The sequence below is a fragment of the Bacillus sp. FSL K6-3458 genome, from assembly GCF_038005045.1.
Lineage (GTDB): Bacteria > Bacillota > Bacilli > Bacillales > Bacillaceae > Bacillus > Bacillus altitudinis.
This window is the reverse complement of sequence record NZ_JBBOSI010000001.1, coordinates 2,215,902-2,241,122: the sequence shown is the minus strand read 5'-3', so window position 1 is coordinate 2,241,122 and position 25,221 is coordinate 2,215,902. Positions and strand designations below refer to the sequence as shown.

Below are 25,221 nucleotides of genomic sequence, written 5' to 3'. Positions count from 1 at the left end.
CCTTCTTTCTTTTCTCTAAAGAAAGTATCTCATACGATTCAGTGAAAATGTTTTCAGATTGTGTAAAGGTTTTCACGGTAAAAAGCCTCCCATCATAAAGTGTGGAAGGCTTTTTGAGTGTTTATTTCATCCGAATCACATAGGCGTCTAGTAAAATGCGGGCAATGACATGAAGCGACAGGCGGGACCTGACTTCATAATCTGGGAAGAATGATTGTTCCCCTTTATATCCGACGAGTGTCATATCTGATATTTTACTTAATGTAGAATCAATTCTAGTTGTGACCGTAATGGTCGTGACCTGCTTCATACTGAGGTTTTGGCAGGCTTCCACTAGTTCCGACGTTTCTCCATTTAATGAAACAAAGATGGCAAGCTCGTTTTTATCAATGTCACGCGATTTGAGCCGAATGATATTCGGGTCGTCATGAACTTCACATGTTTTTCCGATGAGCTGCAATTTGATGGTCATCTCTTTGGCGATCATCTCTGAAAAGCCTCTGCCAAAAATATAAATTTTGTCTGCATCATGGATCTTTTGAACCGCATCCTCAATTTGCCCAATACTTTGCAGTTGAATCGTCTTTAAGACCTCTTCTTCATTTTTTCGAATGGCTAGTTTGATGTCTTCGTCAATATTTTTTAGTTGATCACTATCATCTGTCATTTTCTTTTCTTGTTTCAATCGATATTTAAAGGATGTATAGCCGTTGTATCCGATTTTCTTCATCAGTCTGACAATGGTCGCTGTCGACACGTTGGCTCTTTCACTTAATGTGACGATGGATAAGGTGGAGATATCCTCTAAATGCTGGTGAATATAATGCAGTAAATAACGTTCTGTTTCACTTAACGTTTGATACACATCACTTGGTATATTAAATAATGGTTCATTCAATGCGATTCCCCCTTACTCATTTCATACTATAATTAAATGCCCTATGAAAACAAGGTGATTCTTTTATCCTGTATTTTTCATTGGGAAAGCTGGATGAGTGAAATTTTGTTTTTAACATAAACTAAGAAAAAGAACGGTTTGTGTGAAAGGAGTTGATCACTGTGCTTCAATTCTTGTTTTTTCTGATCCTTTTATATGTGGTGTATGTATTTTTGACCGCATTTGTCTTGTTTTATTTACCGTTTCAAAAAACATGTAAAGAACATTGCATCTATAAAGCCTCTTCTATCTCAGGAGACGACCAAGGCATAAATCAAGTCATGCTGCTTGATGACGGATTTGAATCAGGTCAAGTGAGAGTTCAAATGATTCGAGAGGCTAAAAAGAACATTCGTTTGAGTTATTATTCCATTCAAAAAGGAAAAACCGCCGAATGGGTGCTTGGTGCTTTAATTGAAGCGGCTGATCGAGGAGTAAAAGTTCAGCTGTTGTTAGATGGCATTTGCCATAGCCTGCGTGGACCGCTGAAGCATTTGCGTTATGCTGTGGCGAATCATCCGAATATGGCCATTCGTTTTTATGAGCCTTTTCGTTTGTTCAAGCCATGGACGTGGCATAACCGCCTTCACGATAAGCTTCTTTTGGCGGATGGCAGGGTCGCTGTCATGGGCGGCAGAAATATTGGTGATAAATACTTTGCAGATCAGCCGCCGAAAGACTTTGCGTATGACCGAGATGTGCTGCTGTACAACGCCAAAAAAGGAAAAGTATTAGATGAAATGGAGCAGTATTTCGTTTATTTGTGGAATCATGATTTTACGAAAAGAACAAAAGATGTATTTTCCAAGGCAAAAGCGAAAAAAGGAAAAAAGTTAAGAAAACAGCTGCTTCGATCTTATCAGGAAGCCATTCGTACAAAAGAACCCTTTGTCACGTCCACATATGATTGGGCAAAAGACGCCATTCGTGCAAAGCAGATTGCATTTTTCACAAATCCAGTGGAACGCTTAAATAAACGTCCGCTCGTCTTGAAAAAGTTAAACGATCTCGCACAGCGGTCAAAGCGTTCGGTTCTTATCCAGACGCCTTATGTCATACCGACACGGCCAATGAAAGACGGACTCACGCCATTACCAAGTGATATTCAAACGACGATCGTGACGAATTCTCTTACAGCGACACCAAACCCTTTAGCATTTGCAGGATATTTAAGCACGAAAAAGGAACTCATGAAAACAGGTGTTCATTTGTATGAATATCAAGGTCCGTATTCAATTCACGCCAAATCAATGGTCATTGATGATAACTTAAGTATTATTGGAACATATAATCTAGATGCAAGATCCAGCTTTTTAAATACTGAATCGATTTTGGTGATTGATAGTGCACCATTTGCGTTATCTCTTACGGAAGCAATCGAACGAAAAATCGCTTATAGTGTTCTCGTAGCGAAAGATCGAACAGAATATAAAGCAAGCGACTATGGACAGAAAAAAAAGCCTTTCATGAAAAGGCTCCTTTTAACTGGTTTATCTACCATAACGGTTTTATGGCGGCGGTTGATTTAAATAAAAGGGCAGCTACTTTTGTGGCAGCCCTTTTTCTCTTGACTGCTCCTCTTCTACTGGTTCAAGCTTCGTTAACTTAAATACGAGGATTCCTACCACAATGACAAGTACACCTAATAATTTTGTAAAAGAAAATGTTACTTTTTCTAACCCAAGCCAGCCAAGCGAATCAAATAGAAGCGCACAACCTAGCTGGGAGGTGAGAACAATCGAGATTCCATAAGTGGGACCGAGACGTTTGATGCTTTGAACAAGACAGATGACAACGCCTACTCCGATGGCTCCGCTTATCCAGTACCAGGCTTTCATATGCCTTAATTGAAACATGCCGGTTCCTTCTAACAAAAGACCCATCAAAAGTGAAGCGATAAAGCCCATTCCTAGAACTAGCGTCGTTGTTGACCAAGAGCCTGTATGCTCATTGACTTTACTATTAAAAATGGTTTGTAAGCTGACAAGTGCCCCAGCAGTGACAGCTAATATTATTCCTATGATCATATATAAGTCCCTTCGTTTCTTCTATTCATAAATGTTGTGTTCTGCTATTTCTAAAAGTCCTTTTTGATCACAAATCGTAATCTTTCCTCTTCGCCTTTCAATCAGCCCTTTTTCTTGGAACTGCTGAATGACCCGATTAATATGGCGGTAGCTTGTTCCAATTAAGCTCGCTGCATCCGTGAGGCGAAGCGTGCGTGCGCGTGCGTCATCATCACCTGTTAAAACAGACAATAAATAGCTTGCAAGCCTAACCTCTACAGGGTATAAAAGGTGGAAGCTTAAATCATTTGATTTTGTATAAAATTTGTTTGTGATGCCCTTGAGCAAAAAGGTTAAAACTTGTGGATCGTCCTTTGCATGCCGCATAAGGGCTTGATGAGAAATCCTGAGCATATGTACTTCTGTAACGGCTTCAACTGTATTGACCATATCTGTCTGCTGAACGTATTCAATATCTCCAATCGCTTCAAGAGGGTTTTTAAAGCAAAGAATAAATGTTTTTCCTTCCTTTGTGGTGGTGAAAATCTTTAATTTTCCTTTCACCAGCAAGTACATATACTCCCTTTTATCCCCTTTTGAACAAATCAGCTCACCTTGCTGATAGCGCCACAAGCTCACATGTGAGATGAGTTTTTGATGAAAGACATTCTGTAACTGATGCGTCTTCATATAAGAGGAAAAAAGAGATTCATCATGCAGCTCCTCCATCTGATGCCCTCCTTTATAGTTTTAAGATGATGACGCCTGCAATCATTAAAAAGATGCCTGCATAATGGGGCCATTTCATTTTTTTCTTCTGAACACCAAACCATCCTTTTGCATCGATGGCAAAGGTAAACGCAAGCTGTGCGATAAGTAAAGCAGCGATGGTGAGTGTCACACCAATGATTTGAATGGCAGTGACCTCATTAAAAATAATAATGGCTGCAAATGCACCTCCAATTAAATAAAGAGGCTGCACTTTTTTGTATTCCTTAAAGTGGCCATCCCGTGCGATGAGTAAAATGACGAGAGAGATGATAAACCCTGTCAGCTGCGTGATCGTTGCCGCCTGCCACGTCCCGATATCTTGACTAATTCTGGCGTTGGCTACGCCTTGCAGTGTAATACAAGCGCCTCCTAATAATGCAAAAATAACACCTTTCATTCGTTCAAAAGCTCCTTCTTTTTTCAGTCTAGTTCCATTAAATGATAGATGCCCTCATGTTGAAAAGGACATATGTCCCACTTTGCGTATTATATCAGAAACTTTTTCTCATGCAGTTTCTCCGTTTTAGATTTTTCACAGTGGGTACAGTTTTATATGAGCTGAAAACAGAATATTGGATTGAATCACATATAAAAAGGAGACATGTCAGAATGAGAAATCAAGAGAAACACTTTATTAATGGAGAATGGGTCGCATCAACAGGAAACGAAACGACGGAGGTCATTAACCCTGCGACAGAGGAAGTCATTGGCACCATTAGTTTAGGAACGAAAGAAGATTTAGATCAAGCTGTCAAAGCAGCTCGAGCTGCCTTCCCTTCTTTCTCAAAAACATCTCGAAATGAACGAGTAGAAATGCTGGAAAACATTGTGCGTGGGTACGAAAAACGCAAGGATGAACTTGTAGAAGTGATGACAAAAGAGCTTGGTGCACCGCTGAAAGTGTCCGAAGAAGTTCATTACAAAATGGGTTATGAACATTTTTCTAAAGCAGCGGAAGCACTGAAATCTTATACATTTACCGAAGACCGCGGTGGACATACGATTATAAAAGAGGCGATTGGTGTCAGTGGATTGATTACACCGTGGAACTTCCCGACGAATCAGACATCTCTTAAAATTGCGGGTGCCATTGCGGCAGGCTCAACAGTTGTCTTAAAACCAGCGGAAATTACCCCTTTTGCTGCGATGATTCTTGCAGACATTATTGATGAAGCAGGTGTACCGAAAGGAGTCTTCAACTTAGTAAACGGAACGGGTGACGTGATTGGTGACGGCATTAGCTCACATCCTGATATTGACTTCGTTTCATTTACAGGATCAGGTGCCGTCGGCTCTAAAATTATGGAAAACGCAGCGGATAATGTGAAGAAAGTAGCACTTGAGCTTGGCGGAAAATCCCCTCTTATCGTCTTAGACGATGCAGATCTGGACGAAGCAGCAGAAACAGCCATTCATCATATTGCGATGAATACAGGTCAAGTGTGTTCTGCAGCTACACGTGTGCTAATTCCAGAATCAATGAAAGACAAGTTTGAAAAGGCGCTGCTGAACGCCCTGCCGAAGTTTACAGTTGGTGATCCGAGAGAAGATCACGCTACTGGCCCGCTTGTTTCTAAAAAACAGTGGGATACGGTGCAATCTTATATTGAAAAAGGAATCGAAGAAGGTGCTACCCTTCTTGCTGGGGGAACTGGAAAGCCAGACGGAATCGATAAAGGATATTTCGCCAAGCATACCATTTTCACCAATGTGAAAAATGATATGACCATTGCGCAAGAAGAAATCTTTGGGCCAGTCATGAGTGTGATCACGTATCAAGACCTCGATCATGCCCTTGAGATTGCCAACGATACAGTGTATGGTCTTGCCGGGTATGTTGTTGGTCAAGATGAAAAAACATTAAAATATGTCGCTGAACATATTCGTGCCGGTCAAATCACCATTAACAATGCAGAAACAGATTACTTTGCCCCATTTGGAGGCTTTAAGCAGTCTGGTATCGGAAGAGAATGGGGAGACTTCGGTATCGAGGAATATTTAGAAGTGAAAGCTGTGATGGGACTTCCAACGGCGTAATTTAAGAAAGGAGAAAAACCTTAAGGTTTTTCTCCTTTCAGGCTGTCGAGAAAATCTCGACAGCTTTATTTTTCCCCTTAAATTTTCCACTACCCCATTTTATAATAGAGAAAAGCATACTAAAGGAAGGTGTTTTTCTCATGTTCCACACTAGAAATTCTTCTCAGCACGAAGCCGAATTTGTATTACTAGATCAACTGGTCGAAGAGGATCACCTACTTCGTAAAATTGATCAATACATTGATTTTTCATTTATCATAGACAAAGTAAAACCATATTATAGTGAGAATAAAGGTCGTCCTTCTCTCGATCCACTCATTTTGTTCAAAATGATGTTCATCGGATACCTGTATGGTATCCGTTCTGAAAGACAACTTGAAAAAGAAATTTACTATAACATGGCGTATAGATGGTTTTTAGGTTTGAACATCAATGACCCCGTTCCTCATCACTCGACCATTAGCTGGAATCGTCGTACTCGATTCAAAGATACAACGATTTTTCAAGACATTTTCGACGAGATCGTGCTTCAAGCTATCAATCATGATATGGTAGGAGGCCGCGTTCTTTTTACTGACTCCACTCATCTTAAAGCCAATGCCAATAAACATAAATATATGAGAAAAACGATTGAGCAGGATACCCAGAACTATATAAATGATTTAGAAGAAGCGATCCAAGAAGATCGGGTGGCACACGGAAAAAAGCCCTTAAAGGTAAAAGAGGAGGTGAAAACGGAAAAAGACATTCGTCAAAGTACGACTGATCCTGAAAGTGGCTATCTTTATCGTGAAAACAAGCCAGAAGGCTTTTTCTACCTAGACCACCGTACAACGGATATGAAGTACAATATCATCACGGATGCCCACATCACGCCCGGTAATGTCCATGATTCTGTTCCGTATCTTGATCGGTTGGATCACCAAATCGCACGATTTGGTTTTCAAGTAGAAGCTGTTGCCCTTGATTCTGGTTATTTGACAACCCCAATCTGTAAAGGTTTATCAGATCGCCGTATTTTTGGTGTCATCGCACATAGACGCTTTCATCCAACAAGAGGTTTATTTGAGAAGTGGAAATTCAAGTATGACTCTGAACATGATCATTACATATGCCCAAATGGTGAGAAGCTATTATATACAACAACTGATCGAAAAGGTTATAGGTTCTACAAATCAGATCCTAAAAAATGTACATCGTGTCCTTTCCTTGAAAGATGCACAAGGTCGAAAAATCATCAAAAAGTCATCTCAAGACACATATGGGAAGAACATAAAGAAAGGATCAGACAAAATCGTCTATCTGTCTCTGGAAAAGAGCTATATAAAAAAAGAAAAGAAAAAATAGAGCGAAGCTTTGCAGATTCAAAACAACTGCACGGGCTTCGCTACTGCCGGTTGAGGGGAAAACAAAATGTGAGTGAGCAAGTGCTTCTCACAGCTGCCTGTCAGAACATGAAGAAGATTGCCACACATCTAGCGAAGCTAGGTTAGGTGTGTGGGAGGCCTTTTTCATTCAATCTCATCCATCATCATTACGATGAAAATAAAAAAGATTGTAGAAAAACATGAGTTTCTCTACAATCTGAAAGGAGAAAAACCTTAAGGTTTTTCTCCTTTCTTTATTTAACAATAAGAACCCAGTTCGAATTTTAAGAACATCTCATACTCTCCTATTTATTCTTATCCATAATGATTAGATCATGATAATACTTATCAATAAGAAGAGTATTATTTGATGAATAATCGAGAATTTAATTTTTAACTAATTCCCAAAATTACTTCAACTTCTTTAATATGGTCTAATTCATAGAACATAAAAAATTCAGCTTCTTTTAAATTTGGAGATTTCATCAAAATCTCTAAACGATCAGAATAATAACCAAAAGAGATTACTTTCCAATTCACAGCTCTTATCTTTTGCAATTGTCTATAATCCTCTTGGAATTTTTCCTCTCGTTTTAATTTCATTACATATATTTCATCAATTAAATTGAAAAGTTTATTTGTTTTGGAAACATCAAATCTTCTAATGAGAAGAACGATAAAAACAATTATTAAAATACTTGAAGCAAAATATAAATAAGTATCAAATATACTGAATGAAAGTTTATCAAAATCATTCTGCTGCTCATGTGAGCTATCAAGTAATTTCGGATCGTTAGAATTGTATTTTCTAGAAATAAAATTTAATCCAAAGTTAAAATATGAATTAAAGTAAGAATTCAAAAATAAAAATATTGGCACAATTGTTATTGTAATAATTGAAGCTTTTGTAGAAAAATTGGCAGCTCTTTCGTATTTATCTTTCGCATAAATTCGTAAATCAGAAATTTGACTCAGATTTAATTTTTCTAATTCCTTTCTATGGATTGACACATTCTTTGCTAACTTAAACTTAACTTTTGGATCTTCTAAATCTCTAATAATACTCATATTACCTCCTTGACTAAACATGTTCATTTCACCTTGCACAGCTATTAGAAATCTTAATCATGACAATCAATATTATATATTTTACTTAATGGCAAACTTTCGGTAAAGTTCAAATTGAACCTATATATATAATTCCTATCGAATTAATCTATGTTTATATTCCTTGTGAGGTGGATATTGTTGCAACTTCATGTATTGAACAGTCCGTTTAGCCAGGAGCAGGCAGAGTTACTCAATCAGCTGCTTCCGACTTTAACAGATCAGCAAAAAATTTGGCTTACTGGTTATTTATCAGCGCAGGCAGCGCTTGCCGGCTCAGAAGCTGTCACTCCGGCGCCTTCTGCCGCAGCATCTGCCCAGCCTGTGAGCAAAGATGTGACCGTGCTTTATGGGTCGCAAACAGGCAATTCCGAAGGGTTAGCAAAAAAGACAGCCCAGCATCTTGAAGAGAAAGGCTTTCAAGTGACGCTCTCTTCTATGTCCGATTTTAAACCGAATAATCTGAAAAAAATAAACAATTTACTGGTCATTGTCAGCACACATGGCGAAGGAGATCCGCCGGATAATGCCCTTTCGTTCCATGAATATGTTCACGGCAGACGTGCGCCAAAGCTCGATCATTTAAGCTTTTCTGTCCTTTCATTAGGTGACAGTTCATACGAATTCTTCTGTCAGACAGGAAAAGAATTTGATGAACGCTTCGAAGAACTTGGCGGTACACGTCTTTTTGACCGAGTGGACTGCGACCTTGATTATGATGAGCCGTTTTCAGAATGGCTACAAGGTGTTGCCTCTTCTTTGAGTGAAGGTGAAGCTGTATCACTTCCGCAAGAAACAGCGGGAGCAAACAATCAAGCCGTTTCTGAATATTCAAGAACGAATCCTTTTTATGCTGAAGTTCTTGAAAATATCAACTTAAATGGGCGTGGATCTAATAAAGAAACACGTCACTTAGAGCTTTCTCTTGAAGGATCAGGCCTCGTGTATGAGCCAGGTGACAGCCTTGGCATTTATCCGACAAATGATCCTGCGCTTGTCGACGAACTGATTCAAACATGCGGGTGGAATGCAGAAGAATCCGTCACCGTTCATAAAAATGGAGACACTCTTCCTTTAAAAGAAGCACTCACCTCGCATTTTGAGATCACGGTTTTAACAAAACCACTTCTTCAAAAGATCGCTGAACTGACAAAAAGCGAATCCTTGCATGCCCTTTTAGAAGAAGGAAACGAAGAAAAACTGAAAGAATATATCGCAGGCCGGGACTTAGTAGATGCGGCTCGTGATTTCGGTCCTTTTGAAGGAACCGCCGCAGACTTCACGTCCATTTTAAGAAAAATCCCTGCACGCCTTTATTCCATTGCAAGCAGTCTCAAAGCAAATGACGAAGAGGTTCATTTGACGATAGGGGCTGTCAGATATGATGCGCACGGCAGAGAACGCCAAGGTGTCTGTTCGATTTTATGTGCAGAGCGCCTGCAGCCAGGTGATACGTTACCTGTTTATATTCAGCACAACCAAAACTTTAAGCTTCCTCAAGATCCAGATGCACCGATCATTATGGTAGGACCAGGCACAGGCATCGCCCCTTTCCGTTCATTTATGCAGGAACGTGAGGAACTGGGTGCAAACGGAAAGTCTTGGTTATTCTTCGGTGATCAGCATTTTGTGACGGATTTCTTATACCAAACAGAATGGCAAAAGTGGTTAAAGGATGGCGTCTTAACGAAAATGGACGTGGCTTTTTCAAGAGATACTGAGGAAAAAGTGTATGTCCAGCACCAAATGAAGAAACAAAGCAAAGAATTATATGAATGGCTTGAGCAAGGTGCTTACGTGTATATTTGCGGAGATGAAAAGCATATGGCGCATGATGTTCACAATACCCTTCTATCCATTATTCAAGAAGAAGGTGCGATGAGCAAAGAAAAAGCAGAAAGCTATCTTGCCAACTTACAGCAGCAAAAACGCTATCAGCGTGACGTTTATTGATTTGATGCTTGAAAGAAAGGAGCTTTTACTTACATGGTGAAGACAGCATTAACAGCGCCGGATGGACCTCCGAGCGACGTAGAGGAAATCAAAGAAAAAAGTGATTATTTACGGGGTACGTTAAAAGAAGTGATGCTTGATCCGATTTCAGCGGGAATTCCGGATGATGACAACCGTCTGATGAAGCATCACGGCAGCTACTTACAAGATGATCGTGATCTGAGAAATGAACGACAAAAACAAAAGCTTGAGCCTGCCTATCAATTTATGCTGCGTGTCCGTCTGCCTGGCGGAATCGCCACATCTAAGCAGTGGCTTGTGATGGATGAGCTTGCTCACAAATACGGAAACGGTACGTTAAAGCTGACGACTCGTGAAACCTTTCAGCTTCACGGTATTTTAAAATGGAATATGAAAAAAACCATTCAAGACATTCATTCTACTATGCTTGATACAATTGCTGCTTGCGGCGACGTGAACCGGAATGTCATGTGTACATCAAACCCCTATCAATCAGAAGTGCACCATGATGTATACGAGCTGGCGAAAAAATTAAGTGATGACCTGCTCCCGCAAACAAGAGCTTATCACGAAATTTGGCTTGATGAGGAAAAGGTTGCGGCAACGCCAGATACGGAAGTTGAACCGATGTATGGTCCGCTTTATTTGCCAAGGAAATTCAAAATTGGTGTGGCGGTCCCTCCTGCTAATGACATTGATGTTTTTTCGCAGGATCTAGGCTTCATTGCCATTATCGAAAACGATCAACTGGTCGGTTTTAATGTCGCAATTGGCGGCGGAATGGGTATGACGCATGGTGATACAGCGACTTATCCGCAGCTTGCAAAGGTCATCGGCTTTTGTACACCTGAACAGGTCGTAGAAATTGCCAAACAAGTCATCACCATTCAGCGTGACTACGGAAACCGTTCCGTGCGAAAAAATGCCCGCTTTAAATATACGGTGGATCGCCTTGGTCTTGAGAATGTAAAAGAAGAGCTTGAGCGCCGTCTTGGGTTTACTCTTTTAGAGGCAAAGGATTATCACTTTGATCATAACGGTGACCGTTATGGCTGGGTAAAAGGCATTAATGGCAGATGGCATTATACGATGTTTGTAGAAGGCGGACGCATCACAGATTATGATGATTATCCGCTGATGACAGGCATCCGCGAAATCGCCAAGGTTCATACAGGTGACTTCCGTTTAACAGCCAATCAGAATTTAATCATTGGGAATGTGACAACTCATAAAAAGAAACAAATCGAACAGCTCATTCAGAAGTTTGGTTTATCAGACGGCCAGCAGCATTCTGCCCTGCGCCGCAGCTCAATGGCTTGTGTATCTTTGCCAACTTGTGGTTTAGCGATGGCTGAAGCAGAGCGCTACCTTCCACGATTGATTGATAAAATCGAAGACATCGTTGAAGAAAACGGATTAAGTGATAAAGAAATCACCATTCGAATGACTGGTTGTCCAAATGGCTGTGCTCGTCATGCGCTTGGAGAGATTGGATTTATCGGAAAATCACCTGGTAAATATAATATGTATCTTGGTGCCGCATTTGATGGCAGCAGATTAAGTAAATTATACCGTGAAAATGTGGGTGAGGAAGACATTCTAAAAGAACTTGGCTCTATTCTCCCCCGCTACGCAAAAGAACGAGAAGAAAATGAACATTTCGGCGATTTTGTCATTCGGGCAGGGATTGTGAAAGAGACAACAGATGGAACGAATTTTCATGTGCAATAAAAAGAGACAGGAGCCATCCTGTCTCAGATTGTTGACAAAGGGCTAAAATGAACTTGATTTTAGCCCTTTGTCTTCTTTTCAGCGTGATAGAAAACCTTTGCAGCCCTAGGAAGGACGAGCATCGGCGCGGAGCGAATTTGACATTCGTGAGCACCGAAGCGCAGGACTGACACCGAATGCGAGGGTTTGTCTACACGCTGAGACAGGAACCATCCTGTCTTTTTTATTTTTTCTGTTTCTTATTCAAGTATTCGGTCAGACTCTTATATACATCTGGATTGTCTAATGAAGATAGATCGGGTAAAGGCTGCTTTTCATACGCCTCTTTAAGTAAACGTCGTACGATTTTTCCATTCCTTGTTTTCGGCAAAGCTGAAATGAGATGAACTTCTTTTGGTGTAAGCGCTTTTCCAGCATGTGAACCAACATGGGCTGAAAGCTCTTGGATAAGGGCTGCTTCTTCAAAAGCATGCGGACTGGTTACGATGAAACAGACGAGCGCCTCCCCTTTCACCTCATCCTTTACCCCGATCACAGCGGCTTCATGCACGGCAGGATGCCAGGTAAGGATGGATTCAATTTCAGCTGGCCCGATGCGTTTCCCTGCTGTATTAATGACATCATCCGATCTGCCGGTGATGTGGAATTCTCCGTCCTCTGTTTGCATGACCCAATCTCCGTGTGTCCATACACCATCAAATCGTTTGAAATACGTATCTTCATAACGCTCCGGTTCGTTCCAAAAACCACATGTCATGCCGACCCATGGCTTTTTCACCACAAGCTCCCCCACTTCATTCACCACGCTTTGCCCAGCTTCATTGTATACATCTGCCGCCATTCCTAAGATCGCCGCATTAAAGAGAATCGGTTTGATGGGACGAAGCAACGTACTGCCTACAATGCCACCAGAAACCTCGGTTCCTCCTGAATAATTTAAGATTGGAATGTTCTTTTGACCAATGGTGTGAAATAACCATTGCCACGGAGCTTCATTCCATGGTTCCCCTGTAGAAATAATGGCTTTGACATGCGATAGTTCGACCCCATCAATCGTTTGCTGCATCGCAGAACGAACAAATGTAGGGGAAAGTCCAAAATGAGTGACTTTCTTCTCGTGGATGAATGACCAGAGCTGCTGCTCAACTGGATAATCGGGAGCGCCGTCATATAAAACGATGGCAGCTCCATTGATCAAGCCGCCAAAGACGAGGAATGGCCCCATCATCCAGCCCATATCAGTCAGCCAAAACAGCCGGTCTCCTTTTGCCACATCCATACATAGCCCGGCATCAAAAGCTGCCTTTATCGGAAAGCCTGCGTGTGTATGAACGGCTCCCTTTGGTGTGCCGGTTGTGCCTGACGTATACAAGATCATCAGCGGGTCTTCATTTGTGACATAGGTCGCGCCGGTGAACGGCTGTTCTTTTAACAAATCATTCAGCAGGACATCGTCCTGATATCCGGTATGAGAGGAAGTGTGCACAATCACTTTTTGCACAGTTGTGGTTTTATTGATGGCATCCGCCACACATTCCCGCATGTTGATCGTTTTCCCTCGCCGCATCATTTCATTCGCTGTGACGACAATGGATGCGCCTGACGCACGAATGCGTACAGCGAGTGGCTCGCTTCCATAGCCTGAGAAGACTGGGCTGAAAATAACACCAATCTTTGCAAAGGCAAGCATGACGGCGACCGTTTCTGGAAGCATTGGCATATAGATGATGGCTACATCCCCTTTTTGAAGCCCTTCTTTCAAAAAGCCAGCTGCAAGACGGCTCACTTTCTCTTGAAGTTCGAGAAATGAACATCTCTTTTCTTCACCGGCTTCATTGCTCCAAATGATGGCGGGCTGATGCCTCGTCTCTTCTTTTTCTGCCCATTTGTCCACAGCCGTTTCGGTGATGTTTAGTGTGCCGCCCTGATACCATTTCGGCCACATCAATGAGTAGTGACCTAATGCCGCTTCATATGGTTTTTTCCACTGAATGCCGACCGCCTTTTCCGCTTCTCTCCAAAACCAGTCTGTGCGTGCAATACTGGCTTGATAGAATGAGTCATACGTAGAAAAACCAAGAGATTTCATCCACTGATGCAAACGTGTTTTTTGGCTCTGCTTTTCTTCCGGTATCCATTCTGGTTTCTGGTTGATCATGAGGTCTGCCCCCTTTAGACCGGATAGACCGGATGTTTTCGTTTCGTAAATGTCATGTCTTTCGATGAATAGGCTACTAATCTATGACAAAGTTCCGATCTGAGACGGTCAAATGGGATGACGCCATCGACAATCATTTCAGAGGCAAGCTCATAGATATTCATATCTTCCTGGTATTCCTTCCGTTTCTCTTGTATAAATGAAGCCCTCTCTTCGGGCGGGAGTTCTGCAATTTTATTTGCATAGACGGCATTTACAGCGGCTTCTGGACCCATCACAGCGATTTGCGCCGATGGAAGAGCGAGACAGCAGTCTGGCTCAAAAGCAGGGCCTGCCATTGCATATAGTCCTGCTCCGTATGCTTTACGGACGATGACGGATATTTTCGGAACGGTCGCTTCTGACATAGCGGAGATCATTTTTGCCCCATGACGAATAATGCCGGCTTGTTCCACTTTTGTTCCAATCATAAATCCTGGTATGTCCGCAAGAAAGAGCAGCGGGATATGAAAGGCATCACAGAGCTGAATAAACTTGGCGGCTTTATCAGCTGAGTCGTGGAATAATACGCCGCCTTTGACCCTTGGCTGATTGGCAATGAGACCGATAGGCTGACCGTTCATTCTGCCAAAGCCGGTAATTAACTCTGCGGCAAACAGCTTTTTGATTTCAAAAAATGACCCTTCATCAATCAGTAAATCGATGAGTTGATACATATCAAATGGGGTATTCTGGCCTTTAGGGATTAAGTCTTGGATGGTGGTTTCAGATGGTTTAGGTGCTTTTGCTACTGTCGTTTTTGGTTTTTCTGTATAGTTGGCAGGCATATAGGTTAAATAATCACGTGCAATTTGAATAGCCTCTTCCTCTGTTTTGGCTAATATATCTCCGCATCCAGAAATGCTACAATGCATTTTCGCACCGCCCATTTCCTCAAGTGATACTTTTTCACCGATCACCATTTCAGCCATTCGCGGCGAGCCTAAATACATAGAGGCATTTCCTTCGACCATGACGACAATGTCACAAAAAGCAGGGATATACGCACCACCGGCTGCAGAAGGACCGAATAGTAAACAAATTTGAGGAATGCGCCCCGACAGCTTGACTTGGTTATAAAAAATGCGCCCTGCTCCTCTTCTGCCTGGGAACATTGCGATCTGATCGGTGATTCTTGCACCCGCAGAATCGACTAGATACAGCATCGGACAATTGAGCTTCTCGGCCGTTTCTTGAATTCGAATGATTTTTTCTACTGTTTTGACGCCCCACGATCCTGCTTTAACCGTAGAGTCGTTTGCCATGACACAAACAGCCTGCCCATTCATACGCCCGGTTCCGGTGACGACACCATCTGCTGGTAAATGTTCATCTTTGCACTCTGCAAACATGGCATCTTCAATGAAAGAATCCTCATCTAATAACAAATGGAGGCGATCACGGACAAATAATTTTCCTTTTTCTTTGTTTTTTTGATGGTAGCGTTCTGCCCCGCCCTTTTCAATTCGTTGTTTTTTTAATTTATATTCTTCGATCATAAACATTCCCCTTTCTTGCTATTTCCCTCTGTAATAAGGCGTTCGTTTTTCTTGAAAAGCCTTGAGACCTTCTAGTCGATCTTCTGTATGAATAAGCCGCAGATAAGCTTCGTATTCTTTCGTCAGACCTGTTTGTAAATCGTGATCAAGGCTGGATTGAATGGCTTGTTTTGCTTCTTTTAAAGCGATCGGTCCATTTTTGGTGATTTGTTTTGCGAGTGTGATGGCATCATTCATCAGTGAATCGGCTGTAGAGATACGTTCAATCAGCCCAATTTGAACGGCTTCTTCTGCTCGTAAAGAAGTGCCTGTGAAGATCATTTCTTTCGCTTTCCCGGGTCCGATCAGGCGCGAAAGTCTTTGTGTGCCCCCTGCTCCCGGCAGGATAGCTAGTCCTGTTTCCGGCAGGCCGAGCGCTGCACCCGCTCTTGCGATGCGGAGATCACAGGCGAGCGCGAGCTCAAGACCTCCGCCAAGTGCGTGTCCGTTTATCACGGCAATGACAGGAACAGGCAAAGATTCAATGTCTGTAAAGGTTTGCTGAATGGTCAGAACGGCTTCTTTGGCTTCTTGTTCTGTCATCAATCGCCTTTCTTTTAAGTCTGCTCCTGCGCAAAAAACTTTAGCGCCAGCTCCTGTCATGAGCAAACAGCGGATGTTTGCATCATGTTTGATTTCTTGAATCGTTTGGTTGATTTCCTCTAGCATAGCAGCGGAGAGAGCATTGGCTTGCGCTGGTCTGTTTAAGGTCATGATGCCAATGTGATCTTGTATTGAAAAATTGATCAATGAAGTCATGTGATTCACCCTTTATCAAGTAGTGTGAGACTGAAAAGCGCGTAAACAGTGACTTGGCAGGGTTCGATCCACTTTTGTTTCAATCCATTCAGCCGCTTTAATCAAGCAAGGGAGGTCGACATTTGTTTCGATCCCGAGTTTGTGAAGCATGTGCACCACGTCTTCTGTCGCCACGTTTCCGCTGGAGCCAGGTGCATAAGGACAGCCGCCAAGCCCTCCGCTAGAGGCATCAAATATGGTGATGCCGGCTTTTAATGCTGTATAAATATTGGCAAGCCCCATTCCTTTCGTATCATGAAAATGAAGTGCGATTTTATCAGCAGGAAAGCGTTCAAGTAAAAGGTCTAACCGTCTTTCTACTTGCAGCGGATGGGCTTCCCCAATGGTATCCCCAAGTGATATTTCATCAATCCCGAAGGACAGCAGCTGTTCCGTTAATCGCAGCACTTGGTTCATCGGCACTTGTTTTTCATAAGGACATCCAAACACGGTTGAAATATAGGCCCGCGTTTGCCGTCCTTCTGCTTTTAAATCGGCTGTCATTTGTTTGATCACAGGCAGTGTTTCCTGTATAGATCGATTCATATTCTTTTTGTTATGTGTCTCACTCGATGAGATAAACATAGCCCCTAGCTCAAGGTTTGCTTCAAAAAAATGAGCTAACCCCTTTTCATTTGGGATGAGTGCGGCATAGGTGATATCCTCTTTTTTGTTGAATGATTGGGCTAATTCTTTGGCGTCTTTTAAGGCTGGAACCCATTTCGGATGAACAAATGAGGTGACTTCAATATAAGGAAGATGGGCTTCTTCGAGTAAATGGATCCATGTTCGCTTCTCCATTGTGTCCAGCCAAACGGATTCATTTTGTAGTCCATCGCGCGGGCCGACCTCTCTAATGAGCACGTTTTTTGGTAATGCCATGCGGCTTTCCCCCTATTCTGTCAGCTCTAAAAGTACCTCTCCCTCGTCAACAAAGTCCCCCTCCGCCTTATACACTTTACTGATTACACCTGCTTCTTCTGCAACAATGGGAATCTCCATTTTCATCGATTCTAAGATGGCGACTTCCTGTCCTTTTTGCACATCATCACCCTGTTTCACAAGAAGCTTCCATAAGTTTCCGGCCATTTGTATCGTGACAGTTTTCATGAACGGTTTTCCTCCCTTTTTTTCATCAGATAATCGGTTGTGATGCGGCCATGTAAAAAGGCAGTTGATTCGGCCATTTCCTTTAAAAGCGGTACATTGGTTTTGATCCCTTCTATTTCATATGCTTGTAATGCTGCTTTTAATCGTTCTATGGCGAGTTTTCGAGTATCACCGTACACAATCATTTTCGCAATCATTGGATCGTAAAATGGGGTAATGACACTTCCGCTCGTGACGCTTGACTCATGACGGATATATGGGGCATCAGGTGTAGAAAGCCGAGTGATCGTGCCTGGCGAAGGGTAAAATGTCACAGGGTCTTCAGCGTATATTCTAACTTCAATCGCGTGCCCAATTTGATGAATATCCTCTTGGCTGAAGGACAGGGGCTCTAATGCGGCAATTTTTAGCTGCTCCTCGACAAGGTCAATCCCGGTAATTTCTTCTGTGACAGGGTGTTCTACTTGCAATCTCGTATTCATTTCTAAGAAATAAAATTGCTGGTTTTGATCGACTAAACATTCAATCGTGCCCGCATTTTCATACCCAATTGCTTTGGCAGCTTTGACGGCCATCTGTCCCATTTGCTGTCTCACCGTTTCTTCAAGACAGACGGCTGGTGCCTCTTCAACAATTTTCTGATGTCTTCTTTGGAGTGAACAATCTCTTTCAAATAAGTGAACGCCGTGACCGAACGAATCAAAAAGAACTTGAATTTCGATGTGCCGTGCGTGTTCAATCACCTTTTCCATGTATAAAGTACCGTCTTGAAAGAAACTTTGTGCTCTTTTTTGATTTCCTTCAAACGCTCGATGCAGTTCTTCGTCGTTGCGGACGAGCTGCATACCAATCCCGCCGCCACCGCTCGATGCTTTTAGCATAATGGGATAGCCGAGTGTCTGTGCTTTATGAACACCTTCGTCTGCATCATGGAGTGGGGCTGAAACACCAGGAACGATTGGGATGCCCGCTTGTTCCATCGTTTTTCTCGCTTCAATTTTATTTCCCATCTGCTGAATGACTTGTGCAGATGGTCCAATAAAGGCAATGCCTTCACTCCGGCAGCGTTCAGCAAATGCCGCATTTTCTGATAAAAGACCATACCCTGGGTGGATAGCATCAGCATTTGTTTGTTTGGCAACCTTAATGATCGCTTCCATGTTTAAATAGCTTTCAGAAACTTTAGCGCCGCCGATATAATAGGCGCTGTCTGCTTCTTGCACATGAAGTGCATGCTGATCAGCCTCTGAATAAACGGCAACGGTTTTGATTCCGAGCCGTTTACATGTCCGGATTACTCTACGGGCAATTTCGCCTCGATTGGCGATCAATACTTGTTCAAACATCGCTGCCTTCACTCCTTTATTAGATCAAGCGCCTGCTTTTTCAAGCGGAATTTCTGAATTTTGCCTGAGGCGGTCATTGGGTACTCATCTGTAATGAAAAAGTATTTCGGGATTTTGTAGCGTGCCATTTGCGACTGACAATAGCTCGTTAATGTCTCAATTGAGACCGACTTCCCTTGTTTCAGCCGAATGAATGCGGCTGCTTCCTCGCCGTATGTCTCGTCAGGAATACCAACGACCTGTGCGTCAAGAATGGCAGGGTGAGTGTATAAGACATCCTCAATCTCTTTTGGGTACACATTCTCTCCGCCTCTGATGATCATATCTTTGAGCCGGCCTGTGATTTTCACATAACCGTCATGATCCATCTCAGCTAAATCCCCTGTGTGAAGCCATCCGTCCTCATCAATGACTTCATTAGTTGCTTCTTCGTTTTTATAATAGCCCTTCATGACATGATAGCCTCTTGTACAAAGCTCTCCTTGCTGTCCTCTTGGCACTTCTTCTGATGTCCCTGGTAAAGCAATTTTGACTTCAATTTGAGGAAGCGCACGTCCGACCGTTTGAACGCGTCTTTCAAACGAATCATCGGTTCTTGTTTGGGTAATGACGGGTGAACTTTCGGTTTGACCATAGGCAATCGTGAGCTCTCTCAGTCCCATTTTTTCAATGACTGCTTTCATGACGTGGGATGGGCAGAGTGAACCGGCCATAATCCCCGTTCGTAATGTGGACAGGTCATAAGAGTGGAAATTTGGATGATCGAGCTCTGCGATGAACATGGTTGGTACACCGTGAAGAACGGTGCATTTTTCTTTTTCTACTGTTTGAAGGACTCGTTCTGGATGGAATGATTCAAGTGGAATGATCGTTCCCCCTTTTGTGAGACAAGCAAGTACACCAAGAACAGAGCCGAAGCAATGAAAAAACGGCACTGGGATACACATACGGTCCTGCTCTGTTAATTTCATACAATCTGCGATCTGACTCGCATTACAGACGATGTTTGTGTGGCTGAGCATGACGCCTTTTGGATAGCCGGTTGTGCCTGAAGTGTACTGCATATTAATAACGTCATCAGGCGTGAGCTCATTCATTCGCTTCTCCCATTCATGATCTTCGGTTCTTTTGGCTGCCACTTGAAGACGATCCCAGCTGAGCATACCGTTTGGTACATGCTGACCGATATAGATACATCTTTTTAAATAAGGAAATTGTGTGGAAATGATCTCCTCTTGATGAGCGGTTTGAAGTTCTGGAATCAGCTCTTCAAGCATGTTGACATAGGACGTTTCTTTAAAGCCGTCTACAATAAACAACATTTTGCTGTCAGAATGCTTGAGTAAATAGGCGAGTTCCTGTGATTGAAAATTGGTATTCACAGTGACAAGAACAGCACCAATGGAGGCGCAGGCAAATTGAAGAATGAGCCATTCAGGTATATTTGGTGCCATAATGGCGATGTGATCTCCCTTTTGAACCCCTAATGCCATGAGACCTTTTCCTGTTTCCTTGACCTCTTGATAAAACGCTTCGTACGAATAACGTAAAGAACGTTCTGGGTAAACAATGGCTTCATGTGCTGGGTGCTGTTCTTTTTTTTCTCTTAATAGGGAGCCAATCGTTTGCGGGTGAATCGACATCATTGCTTTCCTCCCTTATGTGTAGTAAGCGTTTTCATTAAGGTATTACGCTAACAACTGTCTTGCGATCACGAGCCGCTGAATTTCAGAGGTCCCTTCTCCGATTTCCATGAGCTTGGCATCTCTCACAAGCCGTTCAACACCGCATTCTTTCATATAGCCTGTTCCGCCATGAATTTGGACAGCATCAAGACTTGCTTTTGTGGCCATTTCTGAAGCAAACAGTTTGGCATAGGCCGCTTCTTTTGTAAATGGTTTGCCTTGATCTTTCAGCCAAGCGGCTTTCCAGACCATTTGTCTTGCAAGCTCTATTTGCATCGCCATATCCGCCAGCTTAAACTGAATGGCCTGGAAGGATGAGAGCGTCTTTCCAAATTGCTTTCTTTCTTTTGCATAGGAAAGTGAAGCATCAAGTGCAGCTTGTGCAATTCCGACAGATAAGGCTGCAATGGAAATTCGTCCGCCGTCCAATGTATATAAAAATTGCTTGAATCCTTTCGATTTGTCTCCCAATATATGATGCGCTGGTACACGCACTTCGTCTAAAATGATTTCAGCCGTATCTGAACCGCGAACCCCCATTTTGTCATATGGATTTGTAATTGAAAGTCCCTTTTGCCCTTTCTCCACAATAAAGGCGGAGATGATCGGACGTCCGTTTTCATCATGATCTGTCACAGCGGTGACAATAATCGTTCTGGCATAATTGGCATTGGTGATCCAGCACTTTTCCCCACTGATGACATATTCTTGTCCGTCTTTAATGGCTTTTGTTTTTGTTCCTTTTGCATCTGATCCGGCGTTTGGTTCTGTTAATCCGAAGGAGCCAAGCGCTGTTCCAGAGGCTAATGGAACAAGATGGTCCATCTTTTGCTCCTCCGTGCCGAAGTAATAAAGTGGACTTGCGCCTAAGGAAACCGCTGCGGCATAACTTAAACCTGTACTGGCACACTGCTTGCCAATTTCCTCGACTGCCAGTGCATAAGAGATCGTATCTCCTCCAGAACCTCCATATTTCTCTGGAAAGGGTATACCCATAAAACCGAGCTCCCCCATTTTTTGAAATGTGTTCACCGGAAATGCTGCCTGTTCATCAACTGTTTGGGCGTGTGGTGCAATTTCTGTTTTTGCAAATTCTTTGACCATCTGACGGATCATTTGCTGCTCTTTCGTTAATTCAAAATCCATTTTGCTTCCCCCTTTGGCGCTTTTCTATCATATTTATTATTGAAATAGCTGCTTCATGCCAAGCTTGCTTGAATTCAGAAAATTAAAATAAAAATAGTAGAAAAATAGAGAAAGCAAAAAAGCATAAACGGAGGAAACCCCTCATTTATGCTGTCTTTGTTATTTTACTGTTTTTGTAGAAGGTTTGCTTTCATGATGAAGGCGATTGAGTGCCGTCACTTTATAGGTATAGCTCTTCTTTTGATTTGCTAAAATGTCTTTCGTTTGTGTGAAGGAACCTGTTTCTTTTCTGACCGTTTGCACAAATTCGTATGTCCCTTTATTCGACAATCGATAGACTGCATAATAGGATGCACTAGAGCGCGGATCATTTTGTATCTGTAAAACTGCACCATCCTCTGTCTTTTTCACAGATTGAATGATTGGTTTTTTTGGCGCTTTTTGATGAAGCCATGGCATCTCTGGTATGAGAGCCGGTTTGCTATAGGTTTCTTCTATTAATCGTTTCTTTACATTCAAGGGATTCCGATTGATATCTTTCAGACTAAAATGCATGCTTCCTTGTACGAGCTGTGACTGCCTGTTCAGCTCGATCTGGCGAAAATACTCCTCGGGATCAGACCAAGCAGGATCACTGTTTTGATTGATTTTATACGTCGCTTGGCCAATGTACAAGTGAACAGGCTGCCCCTTCACTTCATTTGACCACCATTTCGTCAGCACATCATAGGCAGCGGGCTGAAAGCCGATACTCCAATAAATTTGCGGGGTGATATAATCAATATGGTGCTGCTGTATCCACTCTCTTGTATCAGCATACAAATCATCATAATTGGTCATCCCTGCAGTTGTGTTTGAACCGGTTGGGTCATCTTTTATGTTGCGCCATACACCAAATGGGCTAATGCCAAATTTCACATACGGTTTTTCTTTCTTAATGGTGTCATTGATCTGCTTCACTAGCTCGTTCACATTATCCCTTCGCCAATCTTCTATATGAGTGAACTTCTTCCCGTAAGTTTCATACGTTTCTTGATCTGGAAATGGCACACCAGCGATTTTATTCGGGTAAAAATAATCATCCATATGCACCGCATCAATATCGTAGTTTTTCACTACTTCCTCTATCCCGTCAACAATGAAGTCCTGAGCATCAGGAATGCCTGGATTAAAGTACAGCTGATTTCCGTAGGCGATGGTCCACTCAGGGTGTGCTTTTGCAGGATGATCGGCTGATAACCGGTTGAGATCGGTATGATTCATGGTGATTCGATAAGGGTTAAACCAAGCATGAAATTCAAGGCCGCGTTTATGTGCTTCTTCTATCATAAATTCAAGCGGGTCATATCCAGGGTCTTTCCCTTGTGTACCAGTCAAATATTCAGACCATGGACCAAATTTTGATGGATAAAAGGCATCTGCTGTTGGTTTAATTTGCATGATGACGGCGTTCATATTCATCGCTTTGATATCGTCTAACAGTTGAATGAACTCTTGTTTCTGCTCATCTGCGGGCAGTCCTTTCTTTGAAGGCCAATCTAAGTTATAAACTGATGCGACCCACACTGCACGCATCTCTCTTGTGCTCTCAAGCTTCCCTTTTGGCATCGAACGAGCTAGACTGCTAGACGGAATCAATAAGAAGACACCCATGAAAACTAGTGTCAGAACCGTCATACTGATCTTTTTCAGCATGTTTTGCATCACCTCATATTAAGTTTATTCTGCGTTTTGTGATGGAATGCCAGCAGATGGTGTAAGCAAGATGTTTTTTACTTTAAGCAGCTGAGCTTTAGGGACGTCGCAGGCTTCTACTAAATACCGCTCTGCACTTCCGTATGTATCCATCATCTCATTCAGTACATCTTCAAGATAATCTTGCTGCACACCGAGCAGGGGTTGAATTTGTTCTTTTGACACCCGATATAAACTCATCATACGAACAAATCGTTCTTGTCTTTTCACTAGCATTTTCACGCCTTCATTGGAACGCATGTATTCACTTAAAACGGTATGCACCGGTACACCCGCTGCTAATTGAATAAGAGCAGATAAAAAGCCTGTACGGTCTTTTCCGCTTGTACAGTGAAGCATAAGCGGATAATTTTTTTCATCGGACAGTAATGTAAACAATTGCTGAATCTCTTTTTTTCGCTCATAGAGCATGCTTTGATATACTTCTTTCATGATCGGTGTAAAGGATAGAGATTTTCCTTCTGCTATCAGCATACGAAACATGGTCCATTTGCTAGGCATCATGCTGTCAGGCTGCATAGGGATATGAACAATTTTGTCATGTTCCATGATCTTTGGCGGGTGTGATTTTCGTTCTGAGCTTGTACGCAGGTCACAAATCGTTTGAATTCCAAGTGTTGAGAACGTCAATATGTCTTGCTTCGTGAGACGTGATAAATCGGCAGAGCGATAAATCATTCCTTGTTTGATGACCATCTGATCCGTTGTTTGGAGTCCCCCTACTTCTCTAAAATTTGCAAGCTTTGAAAATTGTATGTTGTGTTGATTCATAGAAGTGAAAATCCTTTCTATCCTCTTTTCTCTATCATACGCTTTTATGAAAAATGAGAAAAGATAAGAGAAAAAGATCATTCGATTCTCCCATGTTGATCAGTGACATCTTTTACGTGGAATTATTGTTATAATAGAATCAGCATATTCGTATTGATTGGAGATTGTAGCATGATAAAAACAAAACGTATTCAGCAAATAAAAGAGTATGTATTTGACCGGGAATCTGCCTCTCTTGATGAGCTTGTGACGCATTTTGGCGTCTCAAAAAACACCATACGCCGAGATGTACAAGCATTGGTAGAATCCGGCGTGCTAAAGAAAGTGTACGGCGGCGTCGCTGTGAATCACTCAACATTGGTGGTGTATCAGGAGCGAAAGACTCGTCAGCTGAGTAAAAAACAATTGATCGGACAGGCTGCCGCTGCTTTTGTTGAACATGGTGATATGATTTTTGTTGATTCTGGTACAACGACACTGGAGATGCTTCCCTATTTGAAGGAGAAACGAATTACCGTTGTGACAAATAACGTGGATTTCATTACACAGGCTATGCCTTATGAACACCTCACCATCTTTTCAACCGGCGGTATGCTAGAGCGAAAAACAAATTCTTTCGTTGGTTATCAAAGTGTTGACCGGCTAAAAGCATACAATGTCAATAAAGCATTTATTGCATCAACTGGTTTATCCATTGATCATGGCGTCACGAATTCCTCCCCGCTTGAGACAGATATTAAAAAAACGCTCGTTGAAAAAAACGCCAAAACCTTTTTATTAGTCGATGATAGTAAGTTCGACCATTATGCCTTAACCACGTTTTGTGACTTAAAAGACATAGACATCGTCGTGACGAATGAACAACCAAATGAAGATTACCTTCAATATGGAAAAGAGCATGATGTGAAATTTGTCACGCCTTAGTCCAGAGCAAAAAAGCCAAGC

General features: G+C 42.3%; 21 protein-coding genes. 6 read left to right on the top strand and 15 right to left on the bottom strand.

The features are described from left to right. Window positions 1–121: 121 nt before the first annotated feature. Window positions 122–898 carry a MurR/RpiR family transcriptional regulator gene (locus tag MHH23_RS11950; protein ID WP_007499235.1) on the bottom strand — a complete coding sequence of 259 codons (777 nt, stop codon included), beginning with the start codon at window positions 896–898 and terminating at the stop codon, window positions 122–124. Window positions 899–1,059: 161 nt separating this feature from the next. Here MHH23_RS11950 and MHH23_RS11945 point away from each other — a divergent pair, with 161 nt between their 5' ends. Further along, the gene (locus tag MHH23_RS11945) at window positions 1,060–2,466 is read left to right on the top strand and encodes a phospholipase D-like domain-containing protein (protein ID WP_024718279.1); all 1,407 of its coding nucleotides are present in this window, start codon (window positions 1,060–1,062) and stop codon (window positions 2,464–2,466) included. 12 nt (window positions 2,467–2,478) lie between these two features. Here MHH23_RS11945 and MHH23_RS11940 read toward each other — a convergent pair whose 3' ends face one another. The 3 genes from MHH23_RS11940 to MHH23_RS11930 are packed head-to-tail and all read right to left on the bottom strand — an operon-like array spanning window position 2,479 to window position 4,111. Further along, a complete protein-coding gene (locus MHH23_RS11940; RefSeq protein ID WP_268431978.1) occupies window positions 2,479–2,964 on the bottom strand; it encodes a DMT family transporter in 486 nt (161 codons plus the stop codon). 21 nt (window positions 2,965–2,985) lie between these two features. Then, window positions 2,986–3,672 carry a Crp/Fnr family transcriptional regulator gene (locus MHH23_RS11935; RefSeq protein ID WP_268431977.1) on the bottom strand — a complete coding sequence of 229 codons (687 nt, stop codon included), beginning with the start codon at window positions 3,670–3,672 and terminating at the stop codon, window positions 2,986–2,988. Between the two features lie 13 nt (window positions 3,673–3,685). Continuing rightward, window positions 3,686–4,111 carry a DMT family transporter gene (locus MHH23_RS11930; protein WP_024718276.1) on the bottom strand — a complete coding sequence of 142 codons (426 nt, stop codon included), beginning with the start codon at window positions 4,109–4,111 and terminating at the stop codon, window positions 3,686–3,688. Window positions 4,112–4,323: 212 nt separating this feature from the next. On the opposite strand from MHH23_RS11930, the gene MHH23_RS11925 reads away from it, so the two are divergent. Further along, window positions 4,324–5,751: an aldehyde dehydrogenase family protein gene (locus MHH23_RS11925; RefSeq protein ID WP_268431976.1), complete on the top strand. Its 1,428-nt coding sequence runs from the start codon at window positions 4,324–4,326 to the stop codon at window positions 5,749–5,751. A gap of 140 nt (window positions 5,752–5,891) precedes the next feature. Continuing rightward, window positions 5,892–7,244, top strand: a complete 1,353-nt coding sequence (locus MHH23_RS11920; RefSeq protein WP_340958755.1) for an IS1182 family transposase — start codon at window positions 5,892–5,894, stop codon at window positions 7,242–7,244. Between the two features lie 267 nt (window positions 7,245–7,511). Here MHH23_RS11920 and MHH23_RS11915 read toward each other — a convergent pair whose 3' ends face one another. Continuing rightward, entirely contained in the window at window positions 7,512–8,207 is a 696-nt protein-coding gene (locus MHH23_RS11915; protein WP_152668752.1) for a hypothetical protein, read from the bottom strand. A 159-nt stretch (window positions 8,208–8,366) separates the two neighbouring features. Here MHH23_RS11915 and MHH23_RS11910 point away from each other — a divergent pair, with 159 nt between their 5' ends. Together MHH23_RS11910 and cysI are read left to right on the top strand one after the other, a co-directional pair. Beyond that, window positions 8,367–10,178: an assimilatory sulfite reductase (NADPH) flavoprotein subunit gene (locus tag MHH23_RS11910; RefSeq protein ID WP_268431997.1), complete on the top strand. Its 1,812-nt coding sequence runs from the start codon at window positions 8,367–8,369 to the stop codon at window positions 10,176–10,178. Window positions 10,179–10,211: 33 nt separating this feature from the next. Continuing rightward, window positions 10,212–11,930, top strand: coding sequence for an assimilatory sulfite reductase (NADPH) hemoprotein subunit (gene cysI / locus MHH23_RS11905; protein ID WP_039167852.1), 1,719 nt, complete (start codon window positions 10,212–10,214; stop codon window positions 11,928–11,930). 223 nt (window positions 11,931–12,153) lie between these two features. On the opposite strand, the gene MHH23_RS11900 is transcribed toward cysI, so the two are convergent. The 10 genes from MHH23_RS11900 to MHH23_RS11855 all read right to left on the bottom strand — a co-directional run bounded on the left by MHH23_RS11900 (window position 12,154) and on the right by MHH23_RS11855 (window position 24,357). Further along, window positions 12,154–14,088: an AMP-binding protein gene (locus MHH23_RS11900; protein WP_096881495.1), complete on the bottom strand. Its 1,935-nt coding sequence runs from the start codon at window positions 14,086–14,088 to the stop codon at window positions 12,154–12,156. A gap of 14 nt (window positions 14,089–14,102) precedes the next feature. Then, window positions 14,103–15,626: an acyl-CoA carboxylase subunit beta gene (locus MHH23_RS11895; RefSeq protein WP_096881496.1), complete on the bottom strand. Its 1,524-nt coding sequence runs from the start codon at window positions 15,624–15,626 to the stop codon at window positions 14,103–14,105. Between the two features lie 18 nt (window positions 15,627–15,644). Further along, the gene (locus tag MHH23_RS11890) at window positions 15,645–16,424 is read right to left on the bottom strand and encodes an enoyl-CoA hydratase (protein WP_047947138.1); all 780 of its coding nucleotides are present in this window, start codon (window positions 16,422–16,424) and stop codon (window positions 15,645–15,647) included. A 15-nt stretch (window positions 16,425–16,439) separates the two neighbouring features. Further along, window positions 16,440–17,345, bottom strand: coding sequence for a hydroxymethylglutaryl-CoA lyase (locus MHH23_RS11885; RefSeq protein WP_268431996.1), 906 nt, complete (start codon window positions 17,343–17,345; stop codon window positions 16,440–16,442). Between the two features lie 12 nt (window positions 17,346–17,357). Further along, window positions 17,358–17,573 carry an acetyl-CoA carboxylase biotin carboxyl carrier protein subunit gene (locus MHH23_RS11880; protein WP_008346646.1) on the bottom strand — a complete coding sequence of 72 codons (216 nt, stop codon included), beginning with the start codon at window positions 17,571–17,573 and terminating at the stop codon, window positions 17,358–17,360. Continuing rightward, window positions 17,570–18,919, bottom strand: a complete 1,350-nt coding sequence (locus MHH23_RS11875; RefSeq protein WP_041507175.1) for an acetyl-CoA carboxylase biotin carboxylase subunit — start codon at window positions 18,917–18,919, stop codon at window positions 17,570–17,572. The genes MHH23_RS11880 and MHH23_RS11875 overlap by 4 nt, the downstream gene beginning before the upstream one ends. Window positions 18,920–18,927: 8 nt before the next feature. Then, window positions 18,928–20,565, bottom strand: a complete 1,638-nt coding sequence (locus tag MHH23_RS11870; protein ID WP_340959546.1) for an AMP-binding protein — start codon at window positions 20,563–20,565, stop codon at window positions 18,928–18,930. A gap of 42 nt (window positions 20,566–20,607) precedes the next feature. Beyond that, on the bottom strand, window positions 20,608–21,750 hold the full coding sequence (locus MHH23_RS11865; protein ID WP_039167867.1) for an acyl-CoA dehydrogenase family protein: 1,143 nt from the start codon (window positions 21,748–21,750) through the stop codon (window positions 20,608–20,610). 159 nt (window positions 21,751–21,909) lie between these two features. After that, complete coding sequence (locus MHH23_RS11860) at window positions 21,910–23,445, bottom strand: glycoside hydrolase family 10 protein (protein WP_340959545.1); 1,536 nt, start codon at window positions 23,443–23,445, stop codon at window positions 21,910–21,912. 24 nt (window positions 23,446–23,469) lie between these two features. Continuing rightward, on the bottom strand, window positions 23,470–24,357 hold the full coding sequence (locus tag MHH23_RS11855) for a tyrosine-protein phosphatase (protein ID WP_039167874.1): 888 nt from the start codon (window positions 24,355–24,357) through the stop codon (window positions 23,470–23,472). A 90-nt stretch (window positions 24,358–24,447) separates the two neighbouring features. Between MHH23_RS11855 and MHH23_RS11850 the strand changes: the two genes are divergently transcribed. After that, window positions 24,448–25,200 (top strand): DeoR/GlpR family DNA-binding transcription regulator, encoded by a 753-nt coding sequence (locus MHH23_RS11850; RefSeq protein ID WP_039167876.1) that lies wholly within the window; start codon window positions 24,448–24,450, stop codon window positions 25,198–25,200. Window positions 25,201–25,221 lie beyond the last annotated feature (21 nt).